Annotated in this window: 13 protein-coding genes; 8 read left to right on the plus strand and 5 right to left on the minus strand. The window is 64.8% G+C overall.

Annotation, left to right across the window (positions count from 1 at the left end):
* Positions 1 to 385: 385 nt before the first annotated feature.
* The 8 genes from ACWHYV_RS13380 (at position 386) to ACWHYV_RS13415 (ending at position 10,296) form a co-directional block, all read left to right on the plus strand.
* The gene (locus ACWHYV_RS13380; protein WP_447976991.1) at positions 386 to 3,148 is read left to right on the plus strand and encodes a valine--tRNA ligase; all 2,763 of its coding nucleotides are present in this window, start codon (positions 386 to 388) and stop codon (positions 3,146 to 3,148) included.
* Between the two features lie 13 nt (positions 3,149 to 3,161).
* Complete coding sequence (gene nadC, locus ACWHYV_RS13385) at positions 3,162 to 4,046, plus strand: carboxylating nicotinate-nucleotide diphosphorylase (protein ID WP_447976992.1); 885 nt, start codon at positions 3,162 to 3,164, stop codon at positions 4,044 to 4,046.
* Between the two features lie 29 nt (positions 4,047 to 4,075).
* Positions 4,076 to 4,915 (plus strand): biotin--[acetyl-CoA-carboxylase] ligase, encoded by an 840-nt coding sequence (locus tag ACWHYV_RS13390; protein ID WP_447980725.1) that lies wholly within the window; start codon positions 4,076 to 4,078, stop codon positions 4,913 to 4,915.
* 8 nt (positions 4,916 to 4,923) lie between these two features.
* Positions 4,924 to 5,697 (plus strand): type III pantothenate kinase, encoded by a 774-nt coding sequence (locus ACWHYV_RS13395; protein ID WP_447976993.1) that lies wholly within the window; start codon positions 4,924 to 4,926, stop codon positions 5,695 to 5,697.
* A gap of 101 nt (positions 5,698 to 5,798) precedes the next feature.
* Positions 5,799 to 6,410, plus strand: coding sequence for a nucleotide exchange factor GrpE (grpE, locus tag ACWHYV_RS13400; protein ID WP_447976994.1), 612 nt, complete (start codon positions 5,799 to 5,801; stop codon positions 6,408 to 6,410).
* Positions 6,403 to 8,316, plus strand: a complete 1,914-nt coding sequence (gene dnaK / locus ACWHYV_RS13405; RefSeq protein WP_447976995.1) for a molecular chaperone DnaK — start codon at positions 6,403 to 6,405, stop codon at positions 8,314 to 8,316. The genes grpE and dnaK overlap by 8 nt, the downstream gene beginning before the upstream one ends.
* Before the next feature lie 72 nt (positions 8,317 to 8,388).
* A complete protein-coding gene (dnaJ, locus tag ACWHYV_RS13410; protein ID WP_447980726.1) occupies positions 8,389 to 9,519 on the plus strand; it encodes a molecular chaperone DnaJ in 1,131 nt (376 codons plus the stop codon).
* A 21-nt stretch (positions 9,520 to 9,540) separates the two neighbouring features.
* On the plus strand, positions 9,541 to 10,296 hold the full coding sequence (locus tag ACWHYV_RS13415) for a 16S rRNA (uracil(1498)-N(3))-methyltransferase (RefSeq protein ID WP_447976996.1): 756 nt from the start codon (positions 9,541 to 9,543) through the stop codon (positions 10,294 to 10,296).
* A 97-nt stretch (positions 10,297 to 10,393) separates the two neighbouring features.
* Here the strand turns inward: ACWHYV_RS13415 and ACWHYV_RS13420 are convergent, their stop codons facing one another.
* The 5 genes from ACWHYV_RS13420 to deoC all read right to left on the minus strand — a co-directional run bounded on the left by ACWHYV_RS13420 (position 10,394) and on the right by deoC (position 15,640).
* Positions 10,394 to 11,350, minus strand: coding sequence for a WD40/YVTN/BNR-like repeat-containing protein (locus tag ACWHYV_RS13420; protein ID WP_447976997.1), 957 nt, complete (start codon positions 11,348 to 11,350; stop codon positions 10,394 to 10,396).
* 2 nt (positions 11,351 to 11,352) lie between these two features.
* Entirely contained in the window at positions 11,353 to 13,026 is a 1,674-nt protein-coding gene (locus ACWHYV_RS13425) for an IPT/TIG domain-containing protein (protein ID WP_447976998.1), read from the minus strand.
* Between the two features lie 165 nt (positions 13,027 to 13,191).
* The gene (locus tag ACWHYV_RS13430; protein ID WP_447976999.1) at positions 13,192 to 13,659 is read right to left on the minus strand and encodes a RidA family protein; all 468 of its coding nucleotides are present in this window, start codon (positions 13,657 to 13,659) and stop codon (positions 13,192 to 13,194) included.
* A complete protein-coding gene (locus ACWHYV_RS13435) occupies positions 13,656 to 14,831 on the minus strand; it encodes a phosphopentomutase (protein ID WP_447977000.1) in 1,176 nt (391 codons plus the stop codon). Before ACWHYV_RS13435 ends, ACWHYV_RS13430 begins: the two co-directional genes overlap by 4 nt.
* Positions 14,832 to 14,950: 119 nt before the next feature.
* The gene (deoC, locus tag ACWHYV_RS13440; protein ID WP_447977001.1) at positions 14,951 to 15,640 is read right to left on the minus strand and encodes a deoxyribose-phosphate aldolase; all 690 of its coding nucleotides are present in this window, start codon (positions 15,638 to 15,640) and stop codon (positions 14,951 to 14,953) included.
* Between the last annotated feature and the right edge of the window lie 9 nt (positions 15,641 to 15,649).

Below are 15,649 nucleotides of genomic sequence, written 5' to 3' on the forward strand. Positions count from 1 at the left end.
CCGAGGGGGCGCTTCGTTACTTGCGCTTGGCCTTCGCAGCGGCCGCCCGCCGGGCGCGGGCCAATCGTTTCAACCGGGCGACGTTCTTCCGGTGCTTGCGGCGGGTTGCACGATCCTTCTCACGTCCTCGCGCCATGCGTCCTCCAAAGCAAGAGAGCGAGCGTGTATAGCACAGTTCGAGCGGCGGCCACAAGGGCGCATGGTCACGGCCGTTTCTTGGGCGGTAAAGACCGGCGCTCCACCCTGCCTTCCGCCTGCTTTGCGAGCACGAGGTGCTTCTGCGCATCGCCGGAATCACGCCGTCCACAGGGAGCACGCGCCGACGGTTTCTTGCGACCCCCTACCCTGCGTGTTAAGATACGCACCCGTTTCGACCGTTGCTGCGATGTCCTCACGACAACTCGACAAAACGTATGATCCGAAGCAGACCGAGGAGCGCTGGTATGGCTTCTGGATGGACCGGCGCTACTTCCATGCCTCGTTGACCCATCCCGGTGAGCCGTACTGCATCGTCATTCCGCCCCCCAATGTGACCGGCTCCCTCCACATCGGCCACGCGCTCAACAACACGCTCCAGGACATCTTGATCCGCTGGCGCCGTATGCAGGGCCGCAATGCCCTCTGGGTCCCCGGCACCGACCATGCCGGCATCGCGACCCAAAACGTCGTCGAGCGCCACTTGATCGCTGAAGGCTCTTCCCGCGAGGCGCTCGGCCGCGACGCCTTCATCGAGCGCGTCTGGCAGTGGAAAGCCCGGTCGGGCGGGACGATTCTCCAGCAGCTCAGGCGACTGGGCGCCTCCTGCGATTGGGATCGCCTCCGGTTCACGATGGATGAGGGGCTCTCCAAGGCGGTCCGGGAAGTCTTCGTCCGGTTGTACGAAGAAGGGCTGCTCTATCGCGGCGAGCGCCTGATCAACTGGTGCCCGCGATGCCTGACCGCCCTCTCCGACATCGAAGTCGAGCATGAAGACACCAGGGGGAAGCTCTACCACATTCGCTATCCGGTCGCCGATGGTTCCGGGAGGGAGTTGATCGTGGCCACGACCCGCCCCGAAACCATGTTCGGCGACACGGCGGTGGCCGTGCACCCCGACGACGCCCGCTATCGAGACGTCATCGGCAAGATGGTCCGGCTCCCGCTCACGACGCGCAAGGTTCCGATCGTGGCCGATGCGATCCTCGTCGATCCAGCCTTTGGGAGCGGCGTCGTGAAGATCACGCCGGCGCACGACTTCAATGACTTCCAAGCCGGCGAACGGCATGCACTGCCCCGCCTGGCGATCTTGGACGCCCATGCGAGGCTGGATGGCGAGGCCCTCAGGAAGGCGCAGGTCGAGCCGAGCCTCGTGAATGCCGTGCAAGGGCTGCCCGTGGCCAAGGCCCGTCCCAAGGTCGAAGACGCGCTGAAGGCCGCCGGACACCTGGCGAAGATCGAGGACCATACGCTCGCGCTCGGGCGGTGCTACCGTTGCAAGACGGTCGTCGAGCCCTACCTTTCCCCACAATGGTTCGTGAAGATTCAGCCGCTCGCCGATCCCGCCATCCGGGCGGTCGAGGACGGGCGGATCCGGATCATCCCGGAGAACTGGGTCAACAATTACCTCGGGTGGATGCGCGACATCAGGGACTGGTGTGTCTCCCGCCAAATTTGGTGGGGACATCGCATTCCGGCATGGTACTGCCGTGCTTGTAATGAAGAAGCGATCCTCCAGGCGACCACCGCCGGAGGCGCCCGGTCGTACACGTGGTCGGCCAAGGCGGTCCCGCTGGTGGCCAGGCAGGCACCGACCCATTGCCCCGACTGCGGTCAGCATGACTTCATCCAAGACCCGGATGTGCTCGATACCTGGTTCTCGTCCGCCCTGTGGCCGTTCTCGACCTTGGGCTGGCCCGAACGGACGCCGGAGCTCGAGACGTTCTACCCGACCTCCACCCTCGTCACCGGCCTGGACATCCTGTTCTTCTGGGTGGCCCGCATGATCATGATGGGCCTCAAGTTCATGGGGGACGTGCCGTTCCGGGACGTCTACATCCATGCGCTCGTGCGCGATGCCGAAGGTCAGAAGATGAGCAAGTCCAAGGGCAACGTGATCGATCCCCTGAGCGTGATGGAGACGTACGGCACCGATGCCCTCCGGTTCACGCTGGCCGCGATGGCGTCGCCCGGCCGGGACATCAAGCTGGCGGAGGAGCGCATCGAGGGGTACCGGAACTTCGCCAACAAGATCTGGAACGCCGCCCGCTTTATCCTAATCCACGCCGACGGACGGCGAGCGGCGCTGCACCCGCAAGAGCAGGCGTTCCACGACCGCTGGATCCTGAGCCGTTTGAGTCGAGCGATCCGTGACGTCACCGCAGCCCTGGAGACCTATCGTTTCGACCAGGCCGCCGGGGTTCTCTATCACTTCATCTGGCACGAGTACTGTGATTGGTATCTGGAGCTGAGCAAGCCGGTCCTCCAGGAGACGGATTCGGAGCAGGCGGCCGCAACCCGTGAGACGATGCTGCAGGCATTCGAGATCATCATGCGGCTGCTCCATCCATTCATGCCGTTCATCACCGAAGAGATTTGGCAGGCCCTGCCGAAAGCGCCGGCCAAGGGCAAGAGCATCATGATCGAGCCGTATCCCGCGCCGGTCCCGGCGTGGGACTCCAAGGACGCCGAGGAGCGATTCGCACAACTTGAACGAGCCGTGACGCTCGCCCGGACGGGACGGGCGCTCCTAGCCTATCCGCCCGGCAAGTGGCTGGAGCTCTATGCCACCGCCGCGGACGGCCAAGAACGGGCCGTGCTCGGCGGACTGAAGCCCCACTTGGAACCGTTGGCGCGCGGCACCGTGACACTCGCGCCGGCCGAGGCATGGCCCCCCCGAACCCTGCGGCTCGTTGCGGGCGGTCTGACGGTCGGCCTGACGGTCGAAGGCGACGTGGCCCTCGAGACGATCCTCGCTCGTCTCGAAACCCAGCGTGACGCCGCCGTGAACGAGATCGCGCGCCTGGAAGGCAAGCTGGCGAACGCCGGGTTCGTGTCCAAGGCGCCGCCCGAGGTCGTGATGGAGCACCGACAACGGCTGGCGGTCCTCAACGCCGAGCAGGCGATGCTCGGCGACAGCGCCCGGCAGATCCGGACCATGATGGCGTCATAAGAACAGCTTCCGCATGCTGCCCCCGCCGCGATATCACATCCGATCGCTCGCCGTCAGGGCCCTGACCGAGGACTTGGCGGCGGGCGACGTCACCACCGAGAGCCTCTTCCCCGAGCCGGTCCCGGCGCGCGCCACGATTCTTGCTCATCAACCCGTCGTGGCGGCCGGCATCGCCGTCGTGCGCGAGGTCTTCGCCGCCGTGGACGGCGGCATTCGCATCACCCGCGCCGTCCAGGACGGGACCAGGGTGGACGAGGGGCGGACGATTGTGATTGCGGAAGGAGACGGCCGTTCTCTCTTGATGGCGGAACGCACGGCGCTCAACTTCCTCCAACGCTTGTCCGGCATCGCCACGATCACCCGCGCGTTCTGCGAGGCGGTCCATGGCTTCCGCGCCCGTATCGTCGAGACCCGCAAGACCACACCCGGTCTGCGTGTGCTGGAAAAGTGGGCCGTCCGGCTCGGCGGCGGGCACAATCACCGGGCGTCGCTCGCCGATGGCGTGTTGATCAAGGACAACCATCTGGCGTTGCTCCGCGGACAAGGCCGCTCGCTGGCCGACGCCGTCCGTGCCGCACGCGATCGGGCCCCGCATGGTCTTCGCCTCATCATCGAGGCCTCCTCGCGCGCCGACGTGGAGGAAGCGCTCGCCGCCGGCGCGGACACCATCTTGCTCGATAACATGAGTGCGAACCAAGTCATCGACGCCGTCGGGATGATCAAACGGCGCGCAGTCGTCGAAGTGTCGGGAGGAGTCACGCTGGCCACGGCACGCGACCTGGCCGCCGCCGGCGCCGATTATCTCTCGATCGGGGCGCTGACCCACTCGGCGCCGGCGGTCAATCTGAGCATGGACATCGTTGCTCTTGGTCGCCGGCATCGGGGTCCTGCTCGATGACGGGCGCTCTTCCAGATCAGCCCTTGACGGTGGAAGCCGTTCGGCGAGCGTTCGGTCCTCATGGGGCGAAACGCCCGATCCAGGTCCTCCCCGAGACCGACTCGACCAACCGCGCGGCCTTTCAGCTGGCGCAAACGGGGGCGGCGGACGGCACGCTCGTGCTCGCCGACGCGCAAACGGCCGGCCGGGGGCGACTCGGCCGAGTCTGGCATTCCCCGCCCGGCGCGAACCTCTACTGTTCGCTCGTGCTCCGGCGCGAGGTCCCGCCCGACCGCCTCCCAGACTGGCTCTCGTGGATCCCCCTCCTCTCCGCCGCCGGGGTGGCCCAAGCCGTCCGGCAGGCTTCGAATCTCCACGCAACGGTCAAATGGCCCAACGATGTGCTGGTCTCCGGGCGGAAGATCAGCGGGATCTTGTGCGAGAGCGCCGGCGTGGGCACCACCGACATCTTCGTCATCATCGGCGTCGGTCTCAACGTCAATCTGCCCGCACACCGGCTTCCGGACGAGTTGCGCTCGACGGCCACCTCTCTGGCGCACGAAGCGGGGCGTCCTTTCGATCGGGCTGTGCTGGCCGCGCTCCTCATCGGCGAAATTGAACGGCGTGTCGACTGGCTGAGAGCCGGCGAGCGGGATCGCATGCGCGAAGAATATCGGTCCCTGTCGGCCACGATCGGACAACGGGTGCGGGTGGAGCTGGCGCACGGCGCGGTCATCGAGGGATCCGCGGAGGATGTCGCCGGGGACGGTGCCCTGCTCGTGCGTTCGGAGGCTGAGGATCCGACACGACCCGCCCGATATTTCGAGGTCCGGGCCGGCGACGTCACCCATCTCCGGTCCGCCCCAGGGCGGGCGGCGTCCCCGGTGTAGGTGAAGCCATGCTGCTCGCCGTGGACGTCGGCAATTCCAACATCGTCTGTGGCCTGTTCGAGGGTCGGACGCTCAGGGGACATTGGCGGCTCGCCACGGATCCGTCGAAGACGGCCGATGAGTACGGGCTCATCTTCCTTGGTCTGCTGAGCACGGCCCGCTTGGGCGCCGGCGACGTCACCGGCGCCATCCTGTCGAGCGTGGTCCCGTCCGTGACTCGAACCTTCGAGCAGATGATCGAAACTTTTTTTGGTCATCTGCCGCTCATCGTCTCGGCCGATCTCGATCTCGGCATCACCGTCGTCTACCCCAATCCCGCTGAAATCGGCAGCGACCGTCTCGTCAATGCGGCCGCCGCCTATGCCCACTACCGAACCGGGCTGATCATCATCGACTTCGGGACCGCCACGACCTTCTGTGCGGTGACCGCCGATGGGCGGTACGTGGGGGGGGCGATCGCGCCGGGCCTCGGCATTGCGGCCGAGGCGCTGTTCTCCCGGACCGCCAAGCTGCCGAAGATCGATCTGACCCGTCCGAAAACGGTGATCGGCACCGATACTATCGGAAGCATGCAGTCGGGAGTCATTTTCGGCTACGCCGGGCTCGTGGACGAGTTGGTGGCACGGATGCAAGCCGAGCTCGGGCAGAAGACCAAAGTGATCGCCACCGGCGGGCTTGCCTCGCTGGTCGCGCCGGAGTCCCGGACGATCCAAGAAGTCCGCCCGTATCTCACGCTCGAAGGCCTCGAGCTCCTCTACCGGCGTACGCGCGGCGAAGACTAGATTCAGTCATGGCGCCGCCTCGGCGCCGATCAACAAAAAAATCCGCTCCTGGTTGACTTTAGACCTCAGGTGGCTATCTCGGAGGCTCGTAGGGAGACGTCGTGGAACACAAAGACGAAAATATTCACACAATCAGCGGCTTTGATGGATCCGAGCAGCAGTCGAATGCACCACCGTCAAGCGGACAGGGCCAGGATCAGGACGCCGCGACCAAGGACCAGATCAAGGAAAAGGAAGAAGAGTTGAAGGTCTTGCAGGACAAGTACCTCCGCCTGGCCGCCGAGTTCGAAAACTACAAACGGTTGGCGCAGCGAGATCAGCGCGAGCAGGCCAAGTTCGCGAACGAGTCCGTGTTGAAGGAGTTGTTGCCCATCGTGGACAACCTTCAGCGAGCGATTCAATTTTCGAAAGAAACAACGGCCGACAACGACAGCCTGACCCAGGGAGTCGAGTTGACTCTCAAGCAATTCCTGGAAACGTTGGGACGGTTCGGCGTCAAGCCGATCAGCAGCCGAGGAGAACCGTTCGATCCCTCCCGCCATCAGGCGGTGGCGAGCGTCGAATCGACGGATGCCCCGCCCCACACCGTGTTGCAGGAACATCAACCGGGTTACCTCCTGCACGATCGCATTCTCCGTGCGGCGATGGTGACCGTCGCTGCACCCCCAGCGAAGCCGAACCCCGAGCCAGAGGAAGGAGAGCATCATGGGTAAAGTGATCGGAATCGATTTAGGGACCACCAACTCGTGCGTCGCGATCATGAGCGGCGGCGACCCGGTGGTGATTGCCAACGCGGAAGGCAGCCGCACCACGCCGTCCGTCGTCGCGATTACCGACAAAGGGGAGCGGCTCGTCGGACAGATCGCCAAACGGCAGGCAATTACGAATCCGGAGAATACGATCTTCTCCGTCAAGCGGCTGATGGGCCGCAAGTATCGATCTCCGCAGGTCCAGGACGCGATCAAGCGGCTGCCCTATAAGATCGTGGACGGCAGCAACGGCGACGCGTACGTGGAGATCCGCGGAAAGCGGTACAGCCCGCCCGAAGTGTCCGCCATGATCCTGCAAAAGATGAAACAGACGGCCGAGGACTACTTGGGCGAGAAGGTGACCGAAGCGGTCATCACGGTCCCTGCCTATTTCGACGACAGCCAGCGGCAGGCGACCAAGGACGCGGGCCAGATCGCGGGCCTGAACGTCCTGCGGATCATCAACGAGCCGACCGCCGCGTCGCTCGCCTACGGACTCGACAAGAAGAAGGACGAGCGGATCGCCGTCTATGACCTCGGCGGCGGCACCTTCGACATCTCGATTCTCGAGATCGGAGAGGGCGTCTTCGAGGTGAAATCGACCAACGGCGACACGTACCTGGGCGGCGACGACTTCGACCTCCGGATCATGGACTGGCTGGTCGACGAGTTCAAGAAGGACCAAGGCATCGACCTCCGGAAGGACCGGATGGCCCTGCAGCGGCTGAAGGAAGCGGCGGAGCGCGCCAAGATCGAGCTGTCCTCGTCGCAGGAGAGCGAGATCAACCTGCCGTTCATCACCGCGGATCAGAGCGGCCCCAAGCACTTGGTCATGAAACTGACGCGGGCGAAGCTCGAGCAGTTGGTCGACGACCTCATTCAGCGGACGATCGAGCCGTGCAAGAAGGCGCTCGCCGATGCCGGCGTCACCGCGCGCGACATCAATGAAGTCGTGCTCGTCGGCGGCATGACCCGCATGCCGAAAGTGATCCAGGTCGTCCGGGATTTTTTCGGGAAGGAGCCGCACAAAGGCGTCAACCCCGACGAGGTCGTCGCGATCGGCGCGGCGATCCAAGGCGGGGTGCTCAAGGGCGAAGTGAAGGACGTCCTTCTGCTGGACGTCACGCCGCTCACGCTGGGCATCGAGACGCTCGGCGGCATCTTCACGCACCTCATCGAACGGAATACCACGATCCCGACCAAGAAGAGCCAGATCTTCTCGACCGCCGCCGACAATCAGACAGCGGTGACGATCCGGGTCTTCCAGGGCGAACGCGAGATGGCGAACGACAACAAGCTGCTGGGGCAGTTCGACCTCGTCGGGATCCCGCCCGCGCCGCGAGGCGTGCCGCAGATCGAGGTGACGTTCGACATCGACGCGAACGGGATCGTCCACGTGTCGGCGAAGGATCTCGGCACGCAGAAGGAGCAGTCGATCCGGATCACCGCATCGAGCGGCCTGACCAAGGAAGAGATCGAGAAGATGGTCAAGGAGGCCCAGGCGCACACAGAAGAGGACAAGAAACGGCGCCGGCTGGCCGAGGCGAGGAACCAGGCCGACACGTTGATCTACTCGACCGAAAAGAACCTCACCGAGCACGGCGACAAGATCGGCGAGGACGAGAAGACCAAGATCAAGGACGCGATCGCGTCCGTCCGGAAGGCCATGGAAGGCGACGATCCGGCCGCGATCGAATCCGCCATCCAGTCGCTGACCACGGCCTCGCACAAGCTGGCCGAGGAGATGTACAAGAAAGCATCGGCCGGCGCGACGGCGGGGACCGGCGCCGAGCAAGGCAACGGCGGCGCCAAGACCGAAGAAAAAGTCGTCGATGCCGAGTTCGAAGAGGTGGACAAGGACAAAAAGTAAGGTAGAATAGCGACCGGTTGACGCCGGGTCGTGTCGCTGCACGGCCCGGCGTTTCTTCACATCCTGTTCCACATGGCTCCTGTGGGCAAACGCGACTACTACGAAACCCTCGGCGTCGACCGCAACGCGTCCGACGACGATATCAAAAAGGCCTTCCGCAAGCTCGCGCGCCAGTACCACCCCGATCTCCAGAGCGGCGACCATCAAAAGAAAGCCGCGGAGGAGAAATTCAAAGAGATCAACGAAGCCTACGAGGTCCTGAGCGACCAGGACAAGCGCCGCCGGTACGACATGTTCGGCCATGCGGGCGCAGGACAGGGCTTCGGAGGCGCGGAAGGGTTCGACTTCGGCCGCGGCGGCTTCGGGGACATCTTCAACGACATCTTCGAGGACTTCTTCGGAGCGGGCGCCCGCGGCGGCCAGCGGGCGGAACGGGGCTCGGACCTTCAATACAACCTCGAGTTGTCGTTCGAGGAAGCGGTCTATGGGAAGGAAGCCAAGCTCAAGATCCCGCGCTGGGAGGTGTGTACGGACTGTAAAGGCAGCGGGGCACGCTCGGCGGGGGCGCTCAAAGTGTGTCCGACCTGCAAAGGCACCGGCCAGCTTCGGTTCCAGCAGGGCTTTTTCAGCATCAGCCGGCCGTGCAGCCAATGCGAAGGGGCGGGACAGATCATCTCCGATCCATGCCCGACCTGCCGAGGGCGGAAACGCGTGCACCGTGAACGGACGCTTTCCGTCAACATCCCGCCCGGCATCGAGACGGGGATGCGGCTACGCTTGGCGAACGAAGGCGAGCACGGCATCAACGGCGGCCCGCCCGGCGATCTGTATGTGGCGGTCACGGTCAAACCCCACCCGGTCTTCACTCGAAAGAACAACGACCTCTATTGCGAGGTCCACGTGCCGTTCGTCACCGCGGCCCTCGGCGGTAAAATCGAGGTGCCGACGCTGGCAGGACACACCGTCGTGAAAATCCCCCCCGGCACTCAGCCCGACAAGACCTTGCGCCTGAAGGGCTTGGGTGTGCCGAGCCTCAAGGGGCAGCAGACCGGAGATCAGGTCATCCGGGTCAAAGTGCAGGTCCCGACCAAGCTCACGGCCAAGCAGAAGGAATTGCTCACCGAGTTCGCCAAGGAGAGCGGGGTCTCGCTGGACACCGAGGGCGACGGCTTTTTCGACAAGATGAAGACCTTTTTCGAATAGTCGTGCCGCCCCTCTGCCTTCATGCCCGTCTTCTTCCTTGATTCGCCGCGCGTCCAGGGCGGCACGCTGACGATCACCGGACCGCTGCTGGACCATCTTCGAAAGAGCCTCCGCGTTCAGATCGGTGAAACCCTCCTGATCGGCGACCCACTCCATCGACGACGCTATCGGGTGCGTGTCTGCTCCGTCGGCGGGCATGGCCTTGAGGTTGATATTCTCGAAGAACGATCCGCGCCTCCGCGGCTCCAGCCTGCGGTCATCCTCGCACAAGCCATTCTCAAGGGCGACAAGATGGACTGGGTGATCCAAAAAGCCACCGAGTTGGGAGTGGCTGCGGTCGCCCCGCTCGTGACCGAACGGGTGATCGCCCGCCCGCGGAGCGAGCGGCTGGAGGCCCAGCTCGCCCGTTGGCAACGGATCGCGCTGGAGGCGGCGCAACAGTCGGAGCGTTGGGAGATTCCGGTCGTGCACGCGCCCCGCGATGTCGCCGATTGGGTGAGGACCGTCCCCGCCTTCCCGAAGCTGATGCTTGCCGAGCGCGTCGCCGCCCCGCCGCTCGGATCGGTGCCCTTACCGGACGATCCCGAGGCGACCATCGCCCTGTGCCTTGGGCCTGAAGGCGGGTGGACGGACGCGGAGCGGACGACGGCGATCGAGTCGGGAGTGCGTCCCGTGACGCTGGGCCCGCGCATTCTCCGAGGGGAAACCGCCGCCATCAGCGCGCTGGCCGTCGTTCAGCACAGAATCGGAGCGCTGAGCGAGCGAAGCGATCCGTGAGGAGGCGTGCGAGGGTACGTCGCGTAGAGGTGGCGCCGGATGGGCCTATACGGCTCGACACGTAGAAACCGAAACACCGCGATCGCGGCGTTCGGCTCTACTGCGCCGCGATATGGACGATGGTGCCCCGCTCGCCGCTGGCCCAGCCGTGAGAGGGGTCCGGAAAGGTGAGCCCATAGAGGGAACGCTTCACCTGGCTGTCGAGGACCGACCAGGAAAAGCCGGCGTCCTGCGTTCGATAGATGGCCCCGTGCTCGCCGACGATCCAGCCCGACTTGGCGTCGGTAAAGCGGACCCGGAGGAGGTCGGTCAGCCGCGAGCAGCCCTTCAGACAGGGTAACGTGCGATCCACCCAGCGGGCGCCGTTCTCGACCATTTGAAACATGGCGCCGGCGTTGCCGACGGCCCACGCGCTCCCCGGCGCATTGAAGAAGATATCGAAGAACGTCGCCGAGCTGTTCGTCTCCTGCGGCGTCCAGGTCTTGCCGCCGTCCGTCGTCACCAGAATGGTGCCAAGCGCTCCAGCCGCGCCGCCGTGATCCCGATCGGCGAAGTGGACGGCGTAGAGGATCGCGTTGGTGTTGCTCGGCTGGTCCGTCCATGTGGCCCCGCCGTCCGTGGTCGACAAGATCGTGCCGGCCCCTCCCACCACCCACCCCGTGGAAGTGTCGAGGAAGTAGGCGCCGTAGAGCGGCGACTGCGTCCCGCTCATCTGATGCGCCCACTTCTCGCCTCCATTCTCCGAGTGGAGGATGGTCCCGTTCGCACCGACGATCCATCCGGTCGACTCCGTGGCAAAAAAGACGCTGGTCAGCAGGGTCCTCGCGGGACTCGGCACTGCCTTCCACCGTTTGCCCCCGTCGACCGTCTTGAGAATCGTTCCCCCTGAGCCGACGGCCCAGCCGCGTTGCGGGTCATGAAAGTGAATCCCCATCAGCGTCACCTCGGTGCCGCTCTTCTGAGCGGCGGCGATGACGCCGGGGCTTCCGGCTGCGAGCCAGGCGGGAAGGAAGACCACGGAGAGCATCGCAACCAGGACGGGCCATCTGCTCATCGCTATTGGCTCGCACTCGCTTCCGGACGCTGATCCTTGAAGAACTGCTGGTTCGGCAACCCTCTCGCCTCGATCGTGAACGGTCCGGCTTCCGCGGTCACCCACTTCTTTCCGGTGCAGCAACTGCCGTCGGGCAACAAATCCCATGAGCCCCGCCGGACGACCAAGGGACCGGTGGTGAGATCCGACGAGAATCCGCCCGGTTTTCCCACGCCGAACATCGGTCGACGGGGTACCCGGGCCTTGATCTCCGTATCGGTCCACGAGACGACCATCGCGGCGATGCCGTTGAACAGGACCTCACTCCTGGATACGTTCTCGCCCAGCTCGTATTGCTCGAAGTCATGGCCCTGCTCGTTCAAACCGGGCTGGGTCGCCTCGTCCGTCCTCAAAAAATTGCCGAACCCCGTTCCCTTGATCGTAACGATCTCGTCGAGGCCGGCGCTGGTCGGCGTATAGGACTCCACCTTGGGCGTCACCAGCGTGAACGGTCCGGCTTCGACGGTGATGATGCCCCGTTCAGCGCAGCACGAGCCATCGGGCTTGGGTTTCGTCCCCCCGCGCTTGACGACGACCGGACCGCTCTTCGCGCTGTAGGGAACCCAGACATCGATCTTGTCGTCGTGCCAGCGATAAATCACGGCCGGCACACCGCCGAACTCCACGGCGTTGTCGCCCTTGTTGAAGTCGGTAAAGGCGAACGGCGTCGAGCCGCTCTCGGAGTAGAAGCCGAAGTTTTCGCCTTTGATCCGAACGAGACTGCCGATCGGGGCACTCGTGGGCGTGAGACTCGTGGCTTTCGGCACCACGACCTCGAAATGCCCCAACACCCGCTCCGTGTCCTTGATCTTCAGGGTCAGCGCGCCGCTGGTCGCATCCAACGGGACGTGGGTGACGATCATCTGATCGGTCCACTGAGCGATCGTGCTCGGCTGGCCGTTGAACAGCACGGCGTCGCCGGGCGCTTTCTCCTTGCCGAAGCCCTTGCCGAACAGGACGACCTTGGTGCCGATCGGCCCTTTCATGGGATCGACGCGGATGGAGGGGATCACCTTGAGCGGCTGAGCATTGCTGACGACGTATTCGACCGGTGCGCAGCACGACCCGTCGGGCAAGGGATCGGACGAGGCCAGCCGGACCACCACATCCCCCGATACCGCGTTGGCCGGCACTTCGACTTCGATCCGGTCGTTTCGCCATTTCCTGATCTTCGCCGGGACGCCGCTGATGAGCACGTCATTGACGCCGAACATCGTGTTCGGGTCCTTGGAGCCGGCGGTGTTCGTGAAGTGTTCGCCGGTAATCTGGACGATCGTCCCCGGTTCGGCTTCGGCGGGAGTGATGTCGTGAATGGACGGCCGCTGCACGTGAAACTGCCCGACCGCCGTCTTCTTCTTCCCCTTGATGACTTCGACCGGGCCATCGGTCGCGCGCAACGGGACCTTGACGACGATCACATCCGGCTCCCAGCGTTGAATCAACGCCGGGACGCCATGGAAGAGGACGCGATTTTCCTGGGCGGATCGGAACGACCCGAACCCGCTGCCGCTGATCGTGACGATGGAGCCGGCCGGCCCGGCCTCGGGCATGAGCCGGGGAGCCGCAGCGGGAGCCGCGTGCGCGGGAAGCGGAACGATGACGAAAGACATCACGAGACCGACGATCAAGAACCACATGCATCGACTCCTTTGAGGGACATGGCAACGGCGTGCGTGAAGCGCTCACTCTCCGGAGGCGCCGTACGAGCGGGGCAAGGCACGGGGCGTGTTGCACTATATCAACGGGATTTTTTCAGTGTCAAGGCGAGAGCCGCCGGGCCAACCAAGCCCCGACCCATGGGCCTACTCCGTGACTTCGACGATCAACTCGATTTCGACCGGGGCATCGAGGGGGAGCTGAGCGGCGCCGACCGCGATCCGGGCATGACGCCCGGCGTCACCGAATATCTTGACGAGCAGGTCCGACGCTCCGTTGACGACAGCCGGTTGCTGGGTAAAGTGCTCCTGAGAGGCGACGTAGCCGACCAGCCGCACCACCCGGCTCACCCGATCCAGGCTTCCGAGGGTCTCTCGGACGACGGCGAGCGCGTTCAGGAGACAGAGCTTCGCCGCCTCATAGCCTTGCTCGACCGTCACCTCGGCGCCCAGCTTGCCGGTCACCGCCAGCGTGCCGTCTCGAAAAGGGATCATGCCGCTGAGAAAGAGGAGACTCCCTGTTTGGACCGCCGGGACGTACGTTGCGACCGGCTTCGGCGGCGCCGGCAACGAGAGCCCCAGCTTGACCAGTTGCGCCTCGAACGACATGATCACCCATGACCTCCGAGGGCCGCGAGAAAACTCTGGCCGGCCCCAAGCAGGGGGGCACGCAGGGCTTCGGCAATCGTCTGCCCCACGTCCGCCGCCGTCCGCCGAATGCCCAGATTGACGCCTCTCGCCAGCCGCGGTCCATAGACGAGCAAGGGAACGTACTCCCGGGAGTGGTCGGTGCTGGGCGTCGTCGGATCGTTCCCGTGATCGCCCGTCACAAACACGGCATCGTCCGGTCGCAACGCTTCCATGATCTTCACCAAGACGGCATCCATCGTCTCCAGCGCCCGGGCCCAGCCGCGGGCGTCGTTGCGATGCGCGTACCGAGTATCGAAGTCGCCCAGGTTGACGAAGATCAGGCCTCTCGGGACTGTCTTCAGCAATTTCAACACGTCGTCGAGGTGCTCGGCATCCGAGCCTGCATGGATCGACCGGGTCAAGCCTCGCCCGGCGAACAGGTCGTCAATTTTGCCGACCCCGACGACGGGCTGTCCCGATGCGTTCAGCCGATCGAGCAGGGTGTGATCGATCGGCGCGACGCTGAAGTCCTTACGGCGGGGGGTGCGGATGAAGTGCCCCGGTTCCCCGATGAACGGTCGGGCAATCACGCGGCCGACGAGATGGGGCGGCTTCAAGAGTTTCCTCGCCGCCCGACACATGGCATAGAGTTCGTCGACGGGAATCACGTCTTCATGGGCGGCGATTTGAAAGACGCTGTCCGCGCTCGTATAGACGATGGGGCGCCCCGTCCGAAGGTGCTCGGCGCCGAGATCTTTGATGATCTCGGTCCCCGACGCGGCGCGGTTGCCCAAGACCTTTCGGCCGATCACCCCTTCGAAGGCCTCGATCAGGTCGGCGGGGAACCCATGCGGATAGGTCGGAAAGGCGCGTTCGACCACCACGCCGCAGAGCTCCCAATGCCCGGTGACCGAATCCTTCCCTTTCGACAGGAAGGCCATCTTGCCAAAGCACCCGTCCGGATCCACCGTCCGGCGTATCCCCGCAAACGTCCCGACGTGTCCCAGACCCAACATCTCCAGTCCGGGGACCCGAAGGCCTCCGACCGCGTCGGCGACATGCGCAAGCGTGTTCGTCCCGGCATCGCCGTATCCCTCGGCATCGGGCAACGCCCCGACCCCGAACCCATCGACGACGAGCAAGATCACACGAGTCATTGCGCGCGGATCATAACAGAAGCCATGGGAACCATCCACGTCCCGTCGTCTTCATGTGCCCCCTCGGCAAGAAACGGCCGTCTCCTGCCCTCAGCGTCCAGGAAGGATCCCTCGGCGGGTCACGGTCGGCCCGGCTGCCGGCTCTTCCACTCTTCCATGATCGCGACGCCCGCGCTCGTCCCGATGCGATCCGCGCCGGCCTCCAGCATGGCGAGGACCGTTTTGAGATCCCGAATCCCGCCCGAGGCCTTGACCTTCGCCCGGCCGGCGACCGCCCCCTTCAAGAGTCGGACGTCCTCCACCGTGGCACCCGCCGCACCGAAGCCGGTCGACGTCTTCACGTAGCCGGCGCCCGCCTCGACGACCAACCGGCAGGCGCGGACCTTCTCTTGTTCGGTGAGATAGCAGGTTTCCAGGATCACCTTGTGCTCGGCCGACGGGGTAGCGCGCACCACTTCGGCGATCTCGGTCCGCACCGCCTCGTCATCTCCCGATTTCAGCCGGCTCACATTGAGAACCATGTCGAGAATCGCCGCGCCCCGCTTCACGCCCTCCATCGCTTCCGCCACCTTCGTCGCGGTGGTGTGGCCGCCCAAGGGAAATCCGACGGGCATCCCGACCTCGATGTCTGTGCCGTGAAGGCGTTGGACCGCCTCCTCGACGTAGCACGGCGGTACGAAGACGACCCGAAAGCCGTACCGGATCGCCTCGGTGCAGACACGACGGACGTCGGCCCGCGTCGCCTCGGGCCGAAGCACGGTGTGATCGATGCGGGAGGCGAGGTCCGCCTCCCATCCCTTCGTGGTCATGCGACCTCC

It is taken from the genome of Candidatus Nitrospira bockiana, assembly GCF_965152565.1.

What these genes read in the sequence shown, in the direction of transcription:
- ACWHYV_RS13380 (WP_447976991.1), top strand. Translation starts at nt 386, where the DNA reads ATGTCCTCACGACAACTCGACAAAACGTATGATCCGAAGCAGACCGAG.
- nadC (WP_447976992.1), top strand. Translation starts at nt 3,162, where the DNA reads ATGCTGCCCCCGCCGCGATATCACATCCGATCGCTCGCCGTCAGGGCC.
- ACWHYV_RS13395 (WP_447976993.1), top strand. Translation starts at nt 4,924, where the DNA reads ATGCTGCTCGCCGTGGACGTCGGCAATTCCAACATCGTCTGTGGCCTG.
- dnaK (WP_447976995.1), top strand. Translation starts at nt 6,403, where the DNA reads ATGGGTAAAGTGATCGGAATCGATTTAGGGACCACCAACTCGTGCGTC.
- dnaJ (WP_447980726.1), top strand. Translation starts at nt 8,389, where the DNA reads ATGGCTCCTGTGGGCAAACGCGACTACTACGAAACCCTCGGCGTCGAC.
- ACWHYV_RS13415 (WP_447976996.1), top strand. Translation starts at nt 9,541, where the DNA reads ATGCCCGTCTTCTTCCTTGATTCGCCGCGCGTCCAGGGCGGCACGCTG.
- ACWHYV_RS13420 (WP_447976997.1), bottom strand. Translation starts at nt 11,350, where the DNA reads ATGAGCAGATGGCCCGTCCTGGTTGCGATGCTCTCCGTGGTCTTCCTT.
- ACWHYV_RS13425 (WP_447976998.1), bottom strand. Translation starts at nt 13,026, where the DNA reads ATGTGGTTCTTGATCGTCGGTCTCGTGATGTCTTTCGTCATCGTTCCG.
- ACWHYV_RS13435 (WP_447977000.1), bottom strand. Translation starts at nt 14,831, where the DNA reads ATGACTCGTGTGATCTTGCTCGTCGTCGATGGGTTCGGGGTCGGGGCG.
- deoC (WP_447977001.1), bottom strand. Translation starts at nt 15,640, where the DNA reads ATGACCACGAAGGGATGGGAGGCGGACCTCGCCTCCCGCATCGATCAC.